General features: G+C 64.8%; 15 protein-coding genes. 6 read left to right on the forward strand and 9 right to left on the reverse strand.

Annotated elements, in window-relative coordinates; translation table 11 throughout:
* Window positions 1-2: 2 nt before the first annotated feature.
* The 4 genes from dut to DEM26_RS01255 form a co-directional block, all read right to left on the reverse strand.
* Window positions 3-473, reverse strand: a complete 471-nt coding sequence (gene dut / locus DEM26_RS01240) for a dUTP diphosphatase (protein ID WP_109171531.1) — start codon at window positions 471-473, stop codon at window positions 3-5.
* A 127-nt stretch (window positions 474-600) separates the two neighbouring features.
* Window positions 601-1,809, reverse strand: a complete 1,209-nt coding sequence (gene coaBC / locus DEM26_RS01245) for a bifunctional phosphopantothenoylcysteine decarboxylase/phosphopantothenate--cysteine ligase CoaBC (protein WP_109171532.1) — start codon at window positions 1,807-1,809, stop codon at window positions 601-603.
* A 59-nt stretch (window positions 1,810-1,868) separates the two neighbouring features.
* A complete protein-coding gene (locus DEM26_RS01250; RefSeq protein ID WP_109171533.1) occupies window positions 1,869-2,681 on the reverse strand; it encodes a ChaN family lipoprotein in 813 nt (270 codons plus the stop codon).
* Window positions 2,678-3,556 carry an RNA polymerase factor sigma-32 gene (locus tag DEM26_RS01255; RefSeq protein ID WP_075774107.1) on the reverse strand — a complete coding sequence of 293 codons (879 nt, stop codon included), beginning with the start codon at window positions 3,554-3,556 and terminating at the stop codon, window positions 2,678-2,680. Before DEM26_RS01255 ends, DEM26_RS01250 begins: the two co-directional genes overlap by 4 nt.
* Before the next feature lie 467 nt (window positions 3,557-4,023).
* Between DEM26_RS01255 and DEM26_RS01260 the strand changes: the two genes are divergently transcribed.
* Complete coding sequence (locus DEM26_RS01260) at window positions 4,024-5,535, forward strand: YifB family Mg chelatase-like AAA ATPase (RefSeq protein WP_088725523.1); 1,512 nt, start codon at window positions 4,024-4,026, stop codon at window positions 5,533-5,535.
* Here DEM26_RS01260 and DEM26_RS01265 read toward each other — a convergent pair.
* The 4 genes from DEM26_RS01265 to rsmI form a co-directional block, all read right to left on the reverse strand.
* Window positions 5,516-6,424: an alpha/beta fold hydrolase gene (locus DEM26_RS01265; protein WP_109171534.1), complete on the reverse strand. Its 909-nt coding sequence runs from the start codon at window positions 6,422-6,424 to the stop codon at window positions 5,516-5,518. The two genes, DEM26_RS01260 and DEM26_RS01265, sit on opposite strands and share 20 nt — an antisense overlap.
* A gap of 1 nt (window position 6,425) precedes the next feature.
* Entirely contained in the window at window positions 6,426-7,367 is a 942-nt protein-coding gene (gene gshB, locus DEM26_RS01270) for a glutathione synthase (protein WP_075774104.1), read from the reverse strand.
* Window positions 7,368-7,439: 72 nt separating this feature from the next.
* The gene (locus tag DEM26_RS01275; protein ID WP_109171535.1) at window positions 7,440-7,805 is read right to left on the reverse strand and encodes a YraN family protein; all 366 of its coding nucleotides are present in this window, start codon (window positions 7,803-7,805) and stop codon (window positions 7,440-7,442) included.
* Window positions 7,802-8,707: a 16S rRNA (cytidine(1402)-2'-O)-methyltransferase gene (gene rsmI, locus DEM26_RS01280; RefSeq protein WP_109171536.1), complete on the reverse strand. Its 906-nt coding sequence runs from the start codon at window positions 8,705-8,707 to the stop codon at window positions 7,802-7,804. The genes DEM26_RS01275 and rsmI overlap by 4 nt, the downstream gene beginning before the upstream one ends.
* A gap of 134 nt (window positions 8,708-8,841) precedes the next feature.
* On the opposite strand from rsmI, the gene DEM26_RS01285 reads away from it, so the two are divergent.
* Genes DEM26_RS01285 through murJ form a run of 3 tightly spaced genes read left to right on the forward strand, consistent with a single transcriptional unit; the run spans window position 8,842 to window position 14,393 of the window.
* A complete protein-coding gene (locus DEM26_RS01285) occupies window positions 8,842-10,017 on the forward strand; it encodes a penicillin-binding protein activator (protein ID WP_109171537.1) in 1,176 nt (391 codons plus the stop codon).
* Window positions 10,018-10,075: 58 nt separating this feature from the next.
* The gene (locus tag DEM26_RS01290; RefSeq protein WP_109171538.1) at window positions 10,076-12,838 is read left to right on the forward strand and encodes a [protein-PII] uridylyltransferase; all 2,763 of its coding nucleotides are present in this window, start codon (window positions 10,076-10,078) and stop codon (window positions 12,836-12,838) included.
* A gap of 1 nt (window position 12,839) precedes the next feature.
* Entirely contained in the window at window positions 12,840-14,393 is a 1,554-nt protein-coding gene (gene murJ, locus DEM26_RS01295) for a murein biosynthesis integral membrane protein MurJ (protein WP_088719628.1), read from the forward strand.
* Between the two features lie 162 nt (window positions 14,394-14,555).
* On the opposite strand, the gene DEM26_RS01300 is transcribed toward murJ, so the two are convergent.
* Window positions 14,556-15,242 (reverse strand): rhomboid family intramembrane serine protease, encoded by a 687-nt coding sequence (locus DEM26_RS01300; protein WP_075774099.1) that lies wholly within the window; start codon window positions 15,240-15,242, stop codon window positions 14,556-14,558.
* A 127-nt stretch (window positions 15,243-15,369) separates the two neighbouring features.
* Here DEM26_RS01300 and trpS point away from each other — a divergent pair, with 127 nt between their 5' ends.
* Together trpS and DEM26_RS01310 are read left to right on the forward strand one after the other, a co-directional pair.
* Complete coding sequence (gene trpS, locus DEM26_RS01305; RefSeq protein WP_088719627.1) at window positions 15,370-16,410, forward strand: tryptophan--tRNA ligase; 1,041 nt, start codon at window positions 15,370-15,372, stop codon at window positions 16,408-16,410.
* A 284-nt stretch (window positions 16,411-16,694) separates the two neighbouring features.
* On the forward strand, window positions 16,695-17,393 hold the full coding sequence (locus DEM26_RS01310) for a type 1 glutamine amidotransferase (RefSeq protein ID WP_075774097.1): 699 nt from the start codon (window positions 16,695-16,697) through the stop codon (window positions 17,391-17,393).

A 17,393-nucleotide genomic window follows, 5' to 3' on the forward strand; every position in this document is an offset into this window, starting at 1 on the left:
CCTCAGCCCTTGCCGGTCGAGCCGAAACCGCCTGCGCCGCGTGCGGTGTCACCCAAAGTGTCGGAGACCTCGAAGCGCGCCTGCACCACCGGCGCGACGATCGCCTGCGCGATGCGCGCCCCATGCTCGATCAGATAGGGCTCTTGGGCGAGGTTGATCAGCAGCACCCCCAGCGGCCCGCGATAATCGGCGTCGATCGTCCCGGGCGTGTTGGCCAGGCTGATCCCGTGTTTGTACGCAAGCCCCGAACGCGGACGGATCTGCATCTCGAACCCTTCGGGAATCTCGACTCGCAGCCCTGTCGGAATGATCGCGCGCTGCATCGGGCCGAGCATGACGCCGCGGCCGCGATCCTCGGGCGGGAGATTGGCGCGCAGGTCGGCCCCGGCGGCGCCGTGGGTCTCGTAGCGCGGCAGGGCAATCTCGTGATCGGCCCAGTCTTCGTGCAGAACCTTGATGATCGGTGTGCTCACGTGTCCCTCTCCTGCCCGATGTCGCGCGGGCGTCAATTGCAGATGCCTCCGGCGGGGATATTTGGACCAAGCCGAAAGAGGGGCGCTTCGCTTCGGCTTGGCATAAATATCCACAGCGGAGCGTCCCTTACCCCGTCGCCGCGCCCAAGGCTGCCGCGATGCGCGCAGCCAACCGCCGCGCAACCTCGTCCTTGCCCGTCCGGTCCCAGCTTTCCGCGCCGGTCTCGTCGATGATCGTCACCGCATTCTCGGTGCCGCCCATAATCCCGGTCGCGGGACTCACGTCATTGGCGACGATCCAGTCACAGCCCTTGCGGGCGCGTTTGTCCGCCGCAAAGCGCGCGACATCGTGGGTCTCGGCGGCGAAGCCAACCACGAGACCCGGGCGGCCCTCGCCCATCTTCGAAACTGTGACGAGAATGTCCGGGTTCTCGGCAAATTCCAGCGCGGGCGGCGCGCCGGTGCCGTCCTTCTTCATCTTCCGCTCGGCCGCGTTCGCGACGCGCCAATCCGCCACGGCGGCAGCAAAGATCGCGGCCTCGGCAGGCAGCGCGGTCTGCACCGCTTCGAGCATTTCGCGAGCGGTCTCGACCTTGATCACCTTCACGCCCGCAGGGGGCGCAACCGTCGCGGGACCGGTGACGAAGGTGACAGTCGCGCCGAGGTCGCGCAGGGCTGCGGCAATCGCCGTGCCCTGCGCGCCCGAGGAGCGGTTCGCTATATAGCGCACCGGGTCGATCGGCTCATGGGTGGGCCCCGAGGTCACGAGGATATGGCGGCCTTTCAGCGGACCGTCGGACAGCGCCGCACCGATCGCCGCGAGGATCGCCTCGGGCTCGATCATCCGGCCCTCGCCGAATTCGCCGCAGGCCATGTCGCCCTCGGTCGGACCTGCGAAGATCACGCCGTCGGATTTGAGCGTCGCGATATTGCGCTGCGTTGCGGGATGCTCCCACATCCGCACGTTCATCGCGGGCGCGATCAGCACACGCTTGTCCGTCGCGAGCAGCAGGGTCGAGGCGAGGTCATTGGCCAGACCGTGCGCCATCTTCGCCATCAGGTCGGCGGTGGCCGCCACGACGACGACCAGATCGGAGGCGCGCGACAGCTGGATATGACCGATCTCGGCCTCATGCGTCAGATCGAAAAGGTCGGAATGCACGGCCTCGCCCGCAAGCGAGGACAGGGTCAGCGGCGTCACGAACTCGGCGCCGGCCTTGGTCAGGACCGGGCTCACCGAGGCTCCCGCACCCCGCAGCAGTCGGATCAGCTCGGGCGCCTTGAAGGCGGCGATGCCGCCGCCGACGATCAACAGGATGCGTTTGCCGGCAAGCATTTGCCTCTCCGTGAAACTCTCTCAGATGGTCTAAGCGCCGGGGCGCATTGGTGCAAGGATCACTTGAACGCGGCGCAGGGATCGGCGCGCTCGGTCGGGGGCGTGACGATCCAGTCGTCATAGGGCTGTGGACCGGGATCGGCACCCGGTTCGGCCTCGATCTGGCCGATCGCCACGACCTTCGCCTCCGGGTCCGCCTTGCGCAGAAGCGCGGGGACCGCGAGGTCGGTTCTGGCATGGCCCGAGCCGGTGACCACCGCGACCGGGCCGCCGGTTTCCTTCAGCGCCTTCAGAGCGACCCGGGCGAAGGCGGCGTCGCGGAAGCGTTGCGCGGCGACCATGCCGGGCAGCAGATCGACCGGAAGCGCGTTACAATGATCTTCCTGCGACTGAGCTTCCAGCTTGGCCTGCAACGCGTCGGGATAGGGTCGATCGAGCCCGTAACGCGCAGCGCCCTTGCCGAACACCTCCGGTAGCGGCTTGGTCATCGCGGCGCGCACTGTCTCGCGCGGCTGCGCGGCGCCATAGACTTTCGCATCGCCCAAAGCCTCGAAAATCGGATAGTAGATCGCGAAATCGGGCCAGCCCGAGTTATTCCAATCCAGCGCCTTTTCCGGCGCCCCCTCTTCCTTCAAAAGCGCCGGCGTGATCTTCGCGGCCTGCTCGGGCGTCAATTGCTCGAACACCACAGCGGCGGGCTTCAGCGCCTTGATCGCCCGCGCCTGATTGAGGTGATGGGTGGGGTTGTCGTGAATCTCGCCCAGAACGACAATATCGCCCGACAGCGTATCGAGCTGGTCGGGCGATATTTCCGCAGCTTGAGCGGAACCTGTCAGCGACAGCAGGCAGATCGCGGCGAGAAACTTCCTCATATGAAGAAGCTTTGCACCTCGCCCTGATGTGTTTCAAGCGATTTACGCATCTTGCCGAAGGCCTGCGCTTCGAGCTGACGAATGCGCTCTTTCGAAAGACCCAATTCTTCACCGAGGCTTTCCAAAGTGCGCGGCTCGTCGATCAGGCGGCGCTCGCGGACGATGTAGGCTTCGCGGTCGGTCAGTCGCTCCATCGCCTCACCCAACCAGACTTTCATCGTCTGGCCGTCATGGGTGTCGGCCACGGTTTCCTCCGGGCTCGCGCCGTCATCTTCCAGTGTGTCGACCCATTCGCGGCCTTCGTCTTCGCTGGACTGCGTCGCGTTGAGCGAGAAGTCGGAGCCGGACAGGCGGCCCTCCATCATCTCGACGTCGGCAAGCGGCACGCCGATCACCTCGGCCACGCGCTGCCGCAGCTGCATCGCGTCGAGCTGCTCGCCCTCTTGCTGAGCCTCGCGGGTCAACTGAGCCTGAACGCGGCGCATGTTGAAGAACAGCGCTTTTTGCGACGAGGTGGACCCGGTGCGCACCATCGACCAGTTCCGCATTACGAATTCCTGGATCGAGGCCTTGATCCACCACACGGCATAGGTCGAGAAGCGCACGCCGCGTTCCGGATCGAACTTGTCGGCGGCCTTCATCAGACCAAGTGACGCTTCCTGAATGAGATCGTTCATCGGGGCGCCGTAGCGGCGGAACTTCGACGCCATCGAAATCGCCAGGCGCATATAAGCGGTTACAAGTCGATGGAGGGCCTGCTCATCCCGATGATCGCGCCACGCGCGCGCCAGTTCTGCTTCGGTGTCAGCGTCCAGGAACTCTGCCCGCATCGCTTGGCGTGGCAGGGTTTCATCGGTCATACCATCAAGTGCCATTTACAATCTCCCTGGGGTGTCCAGCCCAAACCGGCGCAACCTTGAATTGGGTGGCTGCTTTGCCCACCCAATGCGAATGACATGAATTAGTTCCTCACGGAAATGTTGAATTTTGCTTGAAACTTTGTGCGCGTGGCGCACTTGACGACGTTTTCAAGCGAAAAATGAAAGAAATTCATATCCCTACGGAAGGACCATCACTCCTTCTTGAGCACGACATATCATAAGCCTGCTCACGGACACTTGAGAAACTGTAACGCAACGCGTTGATCTTGTGCGCGAAATTGAAGCGAGCGCTGTGCGGATATGCAGAAAATGCAGGTTCTCGTGGAGATTTCGGCAGCTTTCCCCCAGGCGCCTTTCGCCCCTGAGTCGAGGTTCGGGTGCCGCCTCTCGGCCTCGGCGACCGTTAACCGATCCTAAACCATGATCGCGCTACCCATCGACGAGGAGGCGTGGGAGAACCGATGGTCAGCCAGAGCTACACGGTGGCGTTCGAGGGGGTGGAAGCCCGCCTCGTGGAGGTGCAATGCGCTCTCTCCGAAGGCATGCCCGGCTTCGCGGTCGTGGGTCTGCCCGACAAGGCGGTCTCCGAGGCGCGCGAGCGGGTGCGCGCGGCGCTCGGCGCGCTGGGGATCGCACTGCCGATGCAGAAGATCACCGTGAACCTTTCGCCCGCGGACCTGCCGAAAGAGGGCTCGCATTTCGATCTGCCCATCGCCCTGTCGCTGCTGGGCGCCATTGGCGTGGTGCCCCGCGACCGTATCGAGGCACTGGTCGCGGTGGGAGAACTATCGCTCGACGGACGACTGCTGCCGGTCGCGGGCGCCCTACCCGCCGCGATGGCAGCTGCCGCAGCGGACAAGGGGCTGATCTGCCCGAAAGGCTCCGGCGCAGAGGCCGCCTGGGTCGGCGCGACCGATGTAACGGCGCCGGAGACGCTCGGCGGCGCAATCGACCATCTCAGCGGTCGCCTGCCGCTGGAGCCTGCGCGACCGGGTCTGATCGAAGCGACCGCGCATCCGCGCGACCTGCGTGACGTGAAGGGTCAGGAGCGGGCGAAACGCGCGCTGGAAATCGCCGCTGCCGGACGCCATCACCTGATGATGATCGGCACGCCCGGCTCGGGCAAATCCATGCTGGCCGCGCGGCTGGCCTCTATCCTGCCCGAGATGCGCCCCGAGGAGATGCTGGAAACCTCGATGATCCAGTCGCTTTCGGGCCTGCTGGCCGAGGGCGGCATCTCGCGCACCCGCCCCTTCCGCGAACCGCACCATACCGCGTCGATGGCGGCGATGATCGGAGGCGGGCGCGGCGCACGCCCCGGCGAGGTCAGCCTCGCCCATAACGGCGTCCTGTTCATGGACGAGTTCCCCGAATTCCCCCGCGCCGTGCTGGAGACTCTGCGCCAACCGATCGAGACCGGAGAAGTCGTCGTCTCGCGCGCCAACGCCCATACGCGCTACCCCTGCCGCTTCCTGTTGATCGCCGCCGCGAACCCCTGCAAATGCGGCTATCTCGGCGATGCCGAACGCGCATGCCCCCGCGCGCCCGGCTGTGGTGACGACTATCTGGGCCGAATTTCAGGACCGCTGATGGATCGGTTCGATCTGCGCATCGAGGTGCCCCCGGTGCGCTATGCCGATCTCGACCTGCCCGCCACCGGCGACAGCTCCACAGAAGTGGCGGCGCGCGTCGCTGACGCACGCGAGCGGCAGGCCCAACGCTTCGCGGATCACCCGGAAATCCGCGTCAACGCCGAAGTCGAAGGACGGTTGCTCGAAGATATCGCAACGCCGGATACCGAGGGACGCGATCTTCTGGCGCGGATGGCGGAACGGGTCGGGCTCTCGGCGCGCGGCTACCACCGCGTCTTGCGGGTCGCACGCACGATCGCCGATCTCGATCACGCCGATAAGGTGCGCAAGCCACATATCGCGGAGGCGTTGAGCTATCGCCTCAGCGCTGTGGCAGGTTGAGCATCTTGCGCGCCGCGGCGGCCGCGTCTTCCAGCGCCTCGCGCGCCTCGGGAATCCGACCGTCGAAGAAATGCCAGACATGCGGCGTGTCGGGCCAGCTCTGCACGGTGACATCCGTACCGAAATCGCGCAGCCTTTCGGCCACGCGCAGCGAGTCGTCACACAGGATCTCGGCCATCGAATGCTGGATCAGCACCGGTGGCGGATCGGGAAATTCCGCGAAAAGCGGCGAGAAGCGCGGATCGGTCGGGTCATGGCCGCGCAGAACCATTTCGCAGGTGTCGCCAAGACGCTCGACCGGCAGCATTGCATCTTTAGAAGCGTTGAGGCGGAGGCTCTCGCCCGAACAGGTCAAATCCGTCCAGGGGGACAAAGCGATCACCCCGGCAGGCGGCGTGCCGCGCTGGCACAGGGCGCTGAGAAGCGCCAACGCCAAGCCGCCCCCCGCGCTGTCGCCTGCGAGCACGATCGCGCTAGGATCATACCCGGTTTCAACAAGCGCGTCGAAAGCCGCCGTCGCATCCTCGAGCGCGGCGCCCACCGGCGCTTCGGGCGCGAGGCGGTAATCCGGCACGATCACCTCGAGGCCGCTCAGCTTCGCCAAGCGCCCGGTGAGACCGCGATACATCCAAGGGGATCCGGTGACGTAACCGCCGCCGTGAAGATAGAGAATGACGCGCCCGGCCGCGCATTGTCCCGCGCGCAACGACAGTGCGTCACGCCCGGCCAGCCTGATTTGCAGACGACATATCTCTGTGGGCTCGCGCACGATCCAACTGGCCAATCTCTCGGTCGCGCGCCGCATTTGCGCAGGGCCGTGGAACCTGCGCACCATCGGTTTTGCGAAAGCGCGCAGCCAGAGATTGAGTAAAACCAGACGGATCGACATATCAGCTCCGTTTCGCTTCGATCGCCTCCCAGATCCGGGCGGTGATATTCACGCCGTCGAACCGTTCGAGCTCCTGAATTCCGGTGGGCGAAGTCACGTTGATTTCGGTCAGCCAATCGCCGATCACATCGATTCCGACGAAAATCTGACCCTTCTCGCGCAGATGCGGACCGATCCGCGCACAGATTTCTCGATCACGTGCGGTCAGCTCGACCTTTTCGGGCCGGCCGCCGACATGCATGTTCGACCGCGTCTCACCTTCCGCAGGCACCCGATTGATCGCGCCCACGGGCTCGCCATCGACAAGAATGATCCGCTTGTCGCCCTTCGACACCGCGGGCAGGAATTTCTGCGCGATCAACGGCTCGTTGTTGATGCCGATGAAAAGCTCATGCAGCGACGACAGGTTGCGGTCGTTCGGATCGAGCCGAAACACCCCCGCTCCCCCGTTGCCATAAAGCGGCTTGAGGATGATATCGCCATGCTCGGCCTTGAAGGCCCGGATGGCCTCGAGGTCGCGCGCAATCAATGTCGGCGGCGTCAGGTCGGGGAAGTCGAGAACGAGTAGCTTCTCGGGCGAATTGCGTACCCAGAAAGGATCGTTCACCACAAGCGTCTCGGGATGAATCCGATCCAGCAGATGCGTCGTGGTGATGTAGCCCATATCAAAGGGTGGATCCTGCCGTAGCCAGACGACGTCCCAATCCCCCAGATCGATCTCGGCCTCTTCGCCCAACGAGAAGTGATTGCCCTTCTCGCGGCGCACCGTGAGCGGCCAACCACGTGCATAAACGCGACCCTCGCGATAAATCAGACGGCCCGGCGTGTAATAGAACAGCTCATGCCCACGAGCCTGCGCCTCTTCGGCGATCCGAAACGTGCTGTCAGCCTCGATATTGACCGCTTCGATCGGATCCATCTGGATCGCAACTTTCAAACCCATCCGCGCCCCCTGTTTCAGTGCAATCTTGATGCAATGTGGCGCGCCCGGATGCAACCTCAACCCATCGGCCGGTCACATTCCGAAATAGGCGTTCTCCACAACCTTGATCTCCCCGATCTCATTGACCAGCGCGAGATCGAACCGAACCTTGCGATTGCAGTTGGCCGGAGCCGGATGGCGCATCAGGTATTCTTCGACCGAAACGCAGATTCGGCGCATCTGACGTTGCGAAAGACGTTCGGCAGCACGGGCATGGCTGCGCGATTTCTTCACTTCGATGAAGATCAAGGTGTCGCCCTCGCGCGCGATCAAATCGATCTCGCCGCCATATTTGCCGCGCCAGCGATGTTCCGACACCGCGCGGCCTTCTCTCTCGTAATGCAGCATCACCTGTTCTTCGGCGGCGAGACCCGAATGATACGACAGCGATCCACTCATTTCTTCTTCTCCATAGCCAGAGCGGCCTGATAGACCTTGCGTCGCGGCAAACCGGTCGAGCCCACGACGGCATCGACCGCATCGCGAAGCGACTCCCGCTCGAGCGCGGCGCTCAACCGGCGCTCCAGTTCCGCATCATCGACTTCGACCGCGTGCGGCCTGTCGACCACCACCACGATCTCTCCCTTGATCGGCGCATCAGCCACGCCTGCCGCAAGCTCTTCCAGCGTGCCCCGGCGCACCTCTTCGAACCGCTTCGTCAGTTCCCGGCACAGCGCCGCTTGTCTCTCCTTTCCCAGACTATGAGCCGCGTCAGCTAACATTTCCCTAATGCGTTTGGGGCTTTCATAAAAAACCAGTGTCGCGGGAATTTCCTTGAACTCGGCGAGCCAATTCCGCCGCGCGCCCTTACTGTTCGGCGCGAACCCGGCGAACAGGAAGCGATCCGTCGGCAGGCCCGAGAGCGTCAGCGCCGTCAGCACCGCTGAGGGGCCCGGCGCACTGTAGAGCGGCAGCCCGGCCTCGATCACCGCGCGGCCGAGCTGATAACCGGGGTCGGCGACCAGCGGCGTGCCCGCTTCGGAGGCATAAACCACCGACTTCCCGGCCTCGAGCGCGGCAAGGATTTTCGGCCGCATCGCGGCACCGTTATGGTCATGATAGGCGAGCACCTGGCGCCCGTTGAGCGGTACTCCGTGAATCTCCATCAGGTGCCGCAGGCTGCGGGTATCCTCGGCCGCCAGAACATCGGCGGCGCGCAACATATCTAGGGCGCGCAGCGTGATGTCGCGGGCCGCTCCGATCGGCGTGGCGATGAAATGAAGCCCCGGGCTTAACGGCGCAGGCACCCCCTTGGTTCCGCCATTTTGCGCGTTTGCATCAGATACAACACCCTCGCCCATCGCCCGCCTCATCACTTGTGTGGATCGTTTACTTCACGCCTGCTTGTGCGTAGTCTCGATCGCGTCATCCGATCGCGGTTCGCAGGCTTTGCTTCAGTGCCCGGACCGGACGCCAACGCCCAAAAGGACGTATCATGTTTAATCTCATTCGTAACCCCCGCGCCCTCGCTGCGCGAATCGCAGCCCTCCTTGCTCTGGTCTGGCTCGCGGCCTGTCAGCCGGGGCCGATGGGCAATTCCGGCCAGAAGATCGACAGCAGCGCACCGGTCAAGGTCGCGCTTCTCGTCCCGTCGGGGTCGGGAAATGCGGGCGATGAGACTCTCGCACGGGCTCTGCAGAATGCGGCCAATCTCGCGATCCGGGACCTGAAGGGCACCCGCATCGACCTGCAGGTCTACAACACCGCGGGCAATCCGCAGCAGGCCGCCGCGATGGCGACCAAGGCTGCCGACGAGGGCGCGAAGGTCATCCTCGGCCCCGTCTATGCGCAATCGGCGAATGCGGCGGGTCTCGCGGTGGCCTCGCGCAACATCAACGTGCTTGCGTTTTCGAACAATACCAACGTCGCGGGCGGCAATGTCTTCGTGCTCGGCCCGACCTTCCAGAACACCGCCAACCGCCTCGCAAGCTTCGCCGCGCGTCAGGGCAAGCAGCGGATCATGGTCGTGCATGAGCAGACCACGGCAGGCGAAATCGGCGCGCAGGCGATCCAGAGGGCGATCGCACGGTCGGGCGCTTCGCTCGCGGGTGTGGCCTCCTACCCGTTCTCGCAGCAGGGCGTGGTCGATGCGACGCCGCAGATCGCAAGCCGCGTGAAGTCCGGCGACGTCGATGCGCTGTTCCTGACCGCCGATACCGCAGGCGCACTCCCGCTGCTCACGCAGCTGATGGGCGAGCAGGGAGTGACCCCGCAGACCACGCAATATATCGGCCTGACCCGTTGGGATATCCCGCCGGCGACCCTGTCGCTTCCGGGCACCCAAGGTGGATGGTTCGCCGAGCCCGACCCGGCGCTGCAACAGCAGTTCGTGTCGCGCTACACCGCCGCTTACGGGCAAGCGCCCCACCCGATCGCGGGCCTCGCCTATGACGGGGTCGCGGCGATCGGCGCGCTGGTGAAATCGGGCAATCCGAACGCGCTGACCAAGCAGGGCCTGACCCAGCGTTCGGGCTTCGTGGGCGTCAACGGCGTCTTCCGGCTCCTGCCCGACGGCACCAACGAGCGCGCACTCGCCGTAGCTCAGGTCCGCAACGGGCAGGCGGTCGTGATCGATCCGGCGCCGCGCAACTTCGGCGGTTTCGGCTTCTGATCCGGAGCGCCGCTACAGGAAAGGGCCCGCAAAGGGACGAGATCGCGCAGTGACCAGCATGACAGACACCGCCCCGGCATCGACCGGGGCGCCCCTCCTTCTGGATCAGCAGCGTCTGTTCGACGCGCTCGACGCCGCAACCTCCGGTGCAAGCGATCCCAAGGACATCCGGACCGCGACGGTGAACTTCCTCACCGAGGAGCGCCGCGCCGCCACCGCTGCGATCGAGGCTGATTTCGAGAGGCACCCGCGCGCGGCGCGCGACACGGTCGAAGCCTATGCCCAGATGACGGACGGGATCGTCCGGTCAGTGCTGCGCATCGCGACGACGCGTCTGCATCCAAGCGGCATCCGCACCGAGGCGGAGCGTTTCGCGGTGCTCGCCGTGGGCGGCTATGGCCGCGCCGAGATGGCGCCGCATTCCGATGTCGATCTGCTTTTCCTCACCCCTTACAAGGTCACCCCCTGGGCCGAGAGCGTCATCGAGTCGATGCTCTACATGCTCTGGGATCTGAAGCTGAAGGTCGGTCATTCGTCTCGGACGCTCGACGATTGCATCCGGCTCGGGCGCGAGGACATCACGATCCGCACCGCACTTCTGGAGCATCGCTGCGTCGGCGGCGACGATAAGCTGGCCGAGGCGCTGTCGCTGCGCCTTCACCACGACCTTTTCGAGGGGACCGAGGCCGAGTTCATCGAGGCCAAGCTTGAGGAACGCTCGCAACGCCACCGCCGGCAGGGCGGGCAGCGCTACGTGCTCGAACCGAACGTGAAAGAGGGCAAGGGGGGCCTGCGCGACCTGCAGACCCTCTACTGGATCGGCAAATACATCCATCATGTGGACCGCGCCCGCGAATTGATGGAGATCGGGGCATTTTCGCCCGAGGAATACGAGACCTTCCACGAGGCCGAGAATTACCTCTGGGCGGTGCGTTGTCACCTGCATCTGATCTCCGGCCGCGCTTCGGATCAGCTGACCTTCGACATGCAGGTCGAGGTGGCCGAGCGCATGGGCTATCGCGATCTGGCGGGCCGCCGCGCGGTAGAGGTCTTCATGCAGGATTACTTCCGCCACGCGACCGCCGTGGGCGACGTGACCCGCATCTTCCTGACCAAGCTTGAGGCGCAGCACGTCAAAAGCGCGCCGATGCTGACGCGGATTTTCCGCCGGCGACGCAAGCTGAAGGCCCCCTATTGCGAAGAGAACGGACGCATCAACGTGGCCGACGAGAAGGCCTTCCTCTCCGATCCGGTCAACCTGCTGCGCCTCTTCGAAGAGGGGCTGCGCTCGGGGATGCTGATCCACCCTGACGCGATGCGGCTCGTCTCGGCCAATCTCGACCTGATCGACGACAAGGTGCGCACCAATCGCGAGGCGCAGCGTATCTTCCTCGATCTGCTCCTGAAGCACGGCAACCCGGAACGCGCGCTGCGCCGGATGAACGAGCTGGGCGTGCTGGCCGCCTTCATCCCCGAATTCGAGCCGATCGTCGCGATGATGCAGTTCAACATGTATCACAGCTACACCGTGGATGAGCACACGATACAGGTCGTCTCGACGCTGGCACAGATCGAGCGCAAGGAGCTGGTGGAGGATCTGCCGCTCTCGTCGCATATTCTCGAAGAAGGCATCAATCGCAAGGTTCTCTATGTCGCGCTGCTGGTGCATGACATCGGCAAGGGACGCCCCGAAGATCACTCGATCCTCGGCGCGAAGATCGCCCGCAAGGTAGCGCCGCGGCTGGGGTTGAACCCAGAGGAATGCGACACCGTCGAATGGCTGGTGCGCCATCACCTTCTGATGTCCGACGTGGCGCAGAAACGCGACCTGTCGGACCCGCGCACGATCCGCGATTTCGCCAAGCGCGTGAAGTCGCGCAAGCGACTCGACCTGCTGACGGTGCTGACGGTCTGTGACATTCGCGGCGTCGGCCCGAACGTGTGGAACAACTGGAAAGCGACGCTGCTGCGCAAGCTGCATTCCGAGACCGCGATGGCGTTGGAGCACGGGCTGGAAGCGGTCAATCGCGAGCAGCGTACCGACGAGGCCAAACGTGCCCTGCGCGAAGTGCTGGAGGCGCAGGACGATTGGGACAAGACCCGCATCCGCGCCGAGCTCGCCCGCCATTACCCGCCCTACTGGCAGGCGCTCGCCACGGTCAATCACGAGATCTTCGCGCGGCTGCTGCGCGATCTGGGCGATAACGAGATCCGTATCGACCTGCATCCCGATGACGATCACGACGCGACCCGCGTCAGCTTCGCTCTCGCCGATCACCCCGGCATCTTCTCCCGGCTCTCCGGCGCGCTGGCGCTGGTCGGCGCGAACGTGGTCGATGCGCGCACCTATACCTCGAAGGACGGCTACGCGACCGCCGTCTTCTGGGTTCAGGATGCCGAGGGCCATCCCTACGAGGCCTCGAAACTGACCCGCCTGCGCGGGATGATCGAGAAGACGCTGAAAGGCGAGGTCGTCGCCCGCGAGGCGCTCAAGGATCGCGACAAGCTCAAGAAGCGTGAGCGCGAGTTCAAGTTCCCGACCCATATCACCATCGACAACGAGGGATCGGATATCTACACGATCATCGAAGTCGATACCCGCGACCGGCCCGGCCTTCTCTACGACCTGACCCGGGCGCTGGCATCGAACAATATCTCGATCTCCTCGGCGGTGATCGCCACCTATGGCGCGCAGGTCGTGGACAGCTTCTACGTGAAAGACATGTTCGGCCTGAAACTCCATTCCAAATCGCGCCAGGAAGCTCTCGAGAAGAAGCTGATGGACGCGATTGCCTCGGGCGCGAAACGGGCGGGCAACTAATATGAAACCAATCCGGCTGGTGCGCGGCTTCCTCACGGTGGGCGGCTGGACCATGGCGAGCCGCATCCTCGGCTTTGCGCGCGACATGATGATCGCGGCCTATCTCGGTGCAGGCCCGGTGGCGGAGGCCTTCCTCGTGGCCTTCTCGCTACCGAACCTGTTTCGCCGTTTCTTCGCGGAAGGCGCGTTCAACACCGCCTTCATCCCGATCTTCTCGAAGAAGCTGGAGGGCGGCGAGGACGCGCAGGGCTTCGCGCGCGAGGCAATGGGCGGCTTGGCCTCGGTGCTGATCGTGCTGACACTGGTGGCTTCGGCGGCAATGCCGTGGCTGGTGCTGGCGATGGCCTCGGGCTTCGCGGGCGATGAGCGGTTCGCCATCGCCACGAGCTATGGCCGGATCGCCTTCCCCTACATCCTCTTCATCTCGCTCAGCGCGCTTCTGTCGGGCGTGCTGAACGCCGCCGGTCACTTCGCCGCTGCCGCTGCGGCACCCGTGCTGCTGAACGTCACCTTCGTCATCGCGATGCTGATGGCCGATCAAGCCGGCTGGCCGGTGGGCGATGCGCTGGCCTGGGCCGTGCCCGTTGCGGGCGTGGCGCAACTGGCGCTGGTCTGGGCCGCGGCATGGCGGGCGGGCTACAAGATCGTCCCAAAACGCCCGCGCCTCTCTCCCGACATGAAACGCCTCGTTCGGATCGCGATCCCGGCGATGCTCGCGGGCGGCGTGGTGCAGGTGAACCTGCTGGTGGGCCGTCAGGTCGCCTCGCATTTCGACGGCGCGATCGCGTGGCTGAACTATGCCGATCGGCTCTATCAGTTGCCGCTGGGCGTCGTGGGCATCGCGATCGGCGTGGTTCTGCTGCCCGACCTGTCTCGTCGCTTGCGCGGCGGCGACACGGCCGGCAGCCGCTATTCCTTTTCGCGTGCGGGAGAGTTCGCGCTCCTCTTCACCGTCGGCCCCGCCGTAGCGCTGCTGGTGGCAGCCCAGCCCATCGTCTCGGTCCTGTTCGAGCGCGGCCAGTTCACCCACGAGGACACCATTGCCACGGCCTGGGCCACCGCGATCTACGGCCTCGGCCTGCCCGCCTTTGTGCTGCAAAAGGTTCTGCAGCCCTTGTATTTCGCCCGCGAGAACACGCGCACGCCGTTCAACTATGCGCTCGTCGCGATGGTGGTGAATGCGGTGTTGGCGATCGGGCTGTCCTTCGTGATCGGCTACCTTGCGGCGGCTGTCGGAACGACGCTCGCCGCCTGGGCGATGGTCGCGCAGCTTTGGCTCGGCGCACGCCCGATGGGGGAAGCCGCGAGCTTCGATCACCGTTTCTACCGCCGCCTGCCCCGCATCGTGATCGCGGCGCTGGTGATGGGCGCTGCGATCTGGGCGGTGACCTGGGCGGTGCCCGGCGCATTCACCGTGCCGGGCCTACGTGCGCTGGCGCTACTGGGGCTCGTGCTGTTCGGGATGGTCGTCTATTTCGGCACGGCCATCGCGATCGGTGCGATGCATATGGCCGATCTGAAAGGTGCGATGCGGCGCGGTCCGGGCGGGGCGTAAGGGCCGCGCCCGACCCTTGGGTGGCACTTTAATCCGTCTCTCGCTGGGCGCTTTATCTCTCATGCCCGACGGCCGCTAATGCCTGCGCCGACTTCGCCAATGCGCCCTCCCGGTGGGAGGGTCGGGCGCAGCCCGGGGCTAGTCGCCCCTGGCCAGGAAGGCTCACCGACGCCGCAGCCGCTGCAACGTCCGCTGCATTCCGCCGGGCGCCACGAAGAAGCTCAGCACGAAGCCTGCCACGAACCCGACGATATCCGCGATCCAGTCGGGCCGCGCGCCGAAGATCATCGCAAACAGCAGCTGAATGCCCATCAGTGCGCCGATCAACGAGAAGGCCCGGAACTGGTTCGCATTTTCCTGCCCCAGTCGCGTCCACAGAATCCATGTGAACGCCCCGATCAGCCCGTAATCGCCGGGATAGCCGCCATAGAGCCCGATCTGCGTAAAGGGCAGCGCCGCATAGACAAGCGCGCCAAGGATCGTCGCCCCGAAGAAGACGATCGCCACGGCGAGGCCCGAGAACACCTCGCCCACCATCTTGCCCAGCGCCAAGAGGAACACGAGCACGAAGATCGCCTGAGTCACCGAAGCGTTGACGAACGGATAGGTCAGAATTCGCATCATCTGCTCGGGCGGATATTGCCCGGTCTGGACCATCGCGCGCATCACCTGCGGCGAGAAGGCGAATTTCTGCAGCGCGTCGAGCCGCCAGCCCGCCGCCTGCGCCCCGCCGATCAGCCCCGACTGGCCCATCGCGAAGAACAGCTCCGTCGCGATGATCGGCAGCGCCAGAAGCCAGACCACTGGCGGCAGCGGGTTCATCGGGTGTTCGTCATAGCCGTCGCGCATAATGGTCTCCTGCTCGCGGGCTCAGTTGCGCCCTTTGCGCTTTAGCGATAAGCGAGCGGAGAGCGGATTTCCACCCCGGGAGATCCTCAATGGCGGGCTTCCACCCCCCGCAGATCAGGAGCATCAGATGAGCGAGCAAGCGCAACCCCTCAACGCCAATTTCAAACCGCGGATCTTCTCCGGCATCCAGCCCTCGGGCGGGCTCACGCTGGGCAACTATCTGGGCGCGCTCAAGCGCTTCGCCCAGAAGCAGGACGAAGGAATCGAGACGATCTACTGCCTCGTCGACCTGCACGCGATCACGGTCTGGCAAGAGCCCGAGGCGCTGCGCCGCAACACCCGCGAGGCAGCTGCCGCCTTCATCGCCTCGGGCGTCGACCCGAAACGCTCGATCCTGTTCAACCAATCGCAAGTGTCGGCCCATGCCGAACTGGCCTGGGCGCTGAACTGCGTCGCGCGTCTGGGCTGGATGAACCGGATGACCCAGTTCAAGGACAAGGCGGGCAAGAATGCCGAGAAGGCCTCGCTGGGCCTCTATGCCTATCCCGCCCTGATGGCCGCCGACATCCTGCTATATCACGCGACGATGGTGCCGGTGGGCGAGGATCAGAAGCAGCACGTCGAATTGACCCGCGACATTGCGGCCAAGTTCAACCACGACTACGGGACCGAGTTCTTTCCCTCCCCCGAGCCGCTGATCGAAGGCGCCGCTACCCGGGTGATGTCCCTGCGCGACGGCACCAAGAAGATGTCGAAATCCGACCCCTCGGACGCGAGCCGCATCAACCTGACCGACGATGCCGACACGATCGCCAAGAAGATTCGCAAGGCCGTGACCGACCCCGAGCCCCTGCCCTCCGAGATCGAGGGGCTCAAGGACCGAGCCGAGGCGCGCAACCTCGTGAACATCTACGCCGCGCTGGCCGACATGACGCCGACCCAAGTGCTGGGCGAATATGGCGGCGAGGGCTTCGGCAAGTTCAAACCGGCGCTGGCGGAGCTCGCAGTCGCGAAGCTCGCCCCGATCTCGGACGAGATGACCCGGCTGATGAACGACCCTTCCGAGATCGACAATATCCTGGGCGATGGCGCGAACCGGGCCGACGAGATCGCACAGCCGATCCTGGGCCAGACGCTCGAGATCATGGGAATGATCCGCTCGCGTTAAGCGTCGAGAACGGGGGCTCTGCCCCCGTCGCCGGAGAGCGACAAAACCAAACGAAGAGGGGGCGCTGCCCCCTCGGGCTATCGCCCTCCCCCCGGGATATTTCGCCCAAGCCGAAACGGATCTTCCTCTTGATGGAAATATCCCGGGGGAGGCGCGCACGCGCCGGGGGCGGAGCCCCCTTCGCGCCTTCCGGTCGCGATCCGGCGAACCAGCAGCGCCCCCCCTTGCCGCCGCTCACGGCCCGCACTACGCTTCGTCAACAAGAGCTTACGAGCGGACCTCCCATGCGTATCGGCATTCTCCAAACCGGCCAATCCCCCGACGTTCTGCGCGACAAGGCGGGCGATTATCCCGACATGTTCGAAGCCCTGCTCGCCGGGCGCGGCCTCGAATTCCAACGCTACGACGTCGAGCATATGCACTTCCCGAAAGACGTGCATGAATGCGACGGCTGGCTGATCACCGGCTCCCGTCACGGCGCCTACGAGGATCATCCCTTCATCAAGCCACTCGAGACGTTCATCCGCGACGCTCATGCCGAGAAGGTGCCGATGGTTGGCATCTGTTTCGGCCACCAAATCATCGCGCAGGCGCTTGGCGGCAAGGTCGAGAAATTCTCCGGCGGCTGGGCCGTAGGCCCGCAGGATTACGATTTCGGCGGCGAGGTGATCGCACTCAACGCGTGGCATCAGGATCAGGTGACAGAGCTGCCGCCGGGTGCGACACCGATCGCGGGCAATGATTTCTGCGCCTATCCAGCGCTTACCTATGGCGACACGATCTTCACCGTTCAGCCCCATCCCGAGTTTCGCGACGAATTCGTGGAAGGGTTGATGGACACACGCGGGCGCGGCGTCGTGCCCGACGAGTTGATGGAGGCGGCCCGCACGCGGCTGGGCCGGCCCAACGGCGCGCCCCGGATCGCCGAGCGCATCGCCGATTTCTTCCTCAAGACAAGGGTGCCCGCGCACCCGGAAAGCTGA

Origin of the sequence: Thioclava sp. NG1, from assembly GCF_003122275.1 — a bacterium.
Classification (GTDB): Bacteria; Pseudomonadota; Alphaproteobacteria; order Rhodobacterales; family Rhodobacteraceae; genus Thioclava; species Thioclava nitratireducens.

Bases quoted from the DNA above. Each gene is read 5' to 3' on its own strand.
- DEM26_RS01300 (WP_075774099.1), bottom strand. From the start codon at position 15,242: ATGCGCGACGGCTATGACGAACACCCGATGAACCCGCTGCCGCCAGTG.
- murJ (WP_088719628.1), top strand. From the start codon at position 12,840: ATGAAACCAATCCGGCTGGTGCGCGGCTTCCTCACGGTGGGCGGCTGG.
- gshB (WP_075774104.1), bottom strand. From the start codon at position 7,367: ATGGGTTTGAAAGTTGCGATCCAGATGGATCCGATCGAAGCGGTCAAT.
- DEM26_RS01260 (WP_088725523.1), top strand. From the start codon at position 4,024: ATGGTCAGCCAGAGCTACACGGTGGCGTTCGAGGGGGTGGAAGCCCGC.
- trpS (WP_088719627.1), top strand. From the start codon at position 15,370: ATGAGCGAGCAAGCGCAACCCCTCAACGCCAATTTCAAACCGCGGATC.
- DEM26_RS01265 (WP_109171534.1), bottom strand. From the start codon at position 6,424: ATGTCGATCCGTCTGGTTTTACTCAATCTCTGGCTGCGCGCTTTCGCA.
- DEM26_RS01255 (WP_075774107.1), bottom strand. From the start codon at position 3,556: ATGGCACTTGATGGTATGACCGATGAAACCCTGCCACGCCAAGCGATG.
- DEM26_RS01285 (WP_109171537.1), top strand. From the start codon at position 8,842: ATGTTTAATCTCATTCGTAACCCCCGCGCCCTCGCTGCGCGAATCGCA.
- rsmI (WP_109171536.1), bottom strand. From the start codon at position 8,707: ATGGGCGAGGGTGTTGTATCTGATGCAAACGCGCAAAATGGCGGAACC.
- coaBC (WP_109171532.1), bottom strand. From the start codon at position 1,809: ATGCTTGCCGGCAAACGCATCCTGTTGATCGTCGGCGGCGGCATCGCC.
- DEM26_RS01275 (WP_109171535.1), bottom strand. From the start codon at position 7,805: ATGAGTGGATCGCTGTCGTATCATTCGGGTCTCGCCGCCGAAGAACAG.
- DEM26_RS01250 (WP_109171533.1), bottom strand. From the start codon at position 2,681: ATGAGGAAGTTTCTCGCCGCGATCTGCCTGCTGTCGCTGACAGGTTCC.
- DEM26_RS01310 (WP_075774097.1), top strand. From the start codon at position 16,695: ATGCGTATCGGCATTCTCCAAACCGGCCAATCCCCCGACGTTCTGCGC.
- DEM26_RS01290 (WP_109171538.1), top strand. From the start codon at position 10,076: ATGACAGACACCGCCCCGGCATCGACCGGGGCGCCCCTCCTTCTGGAT.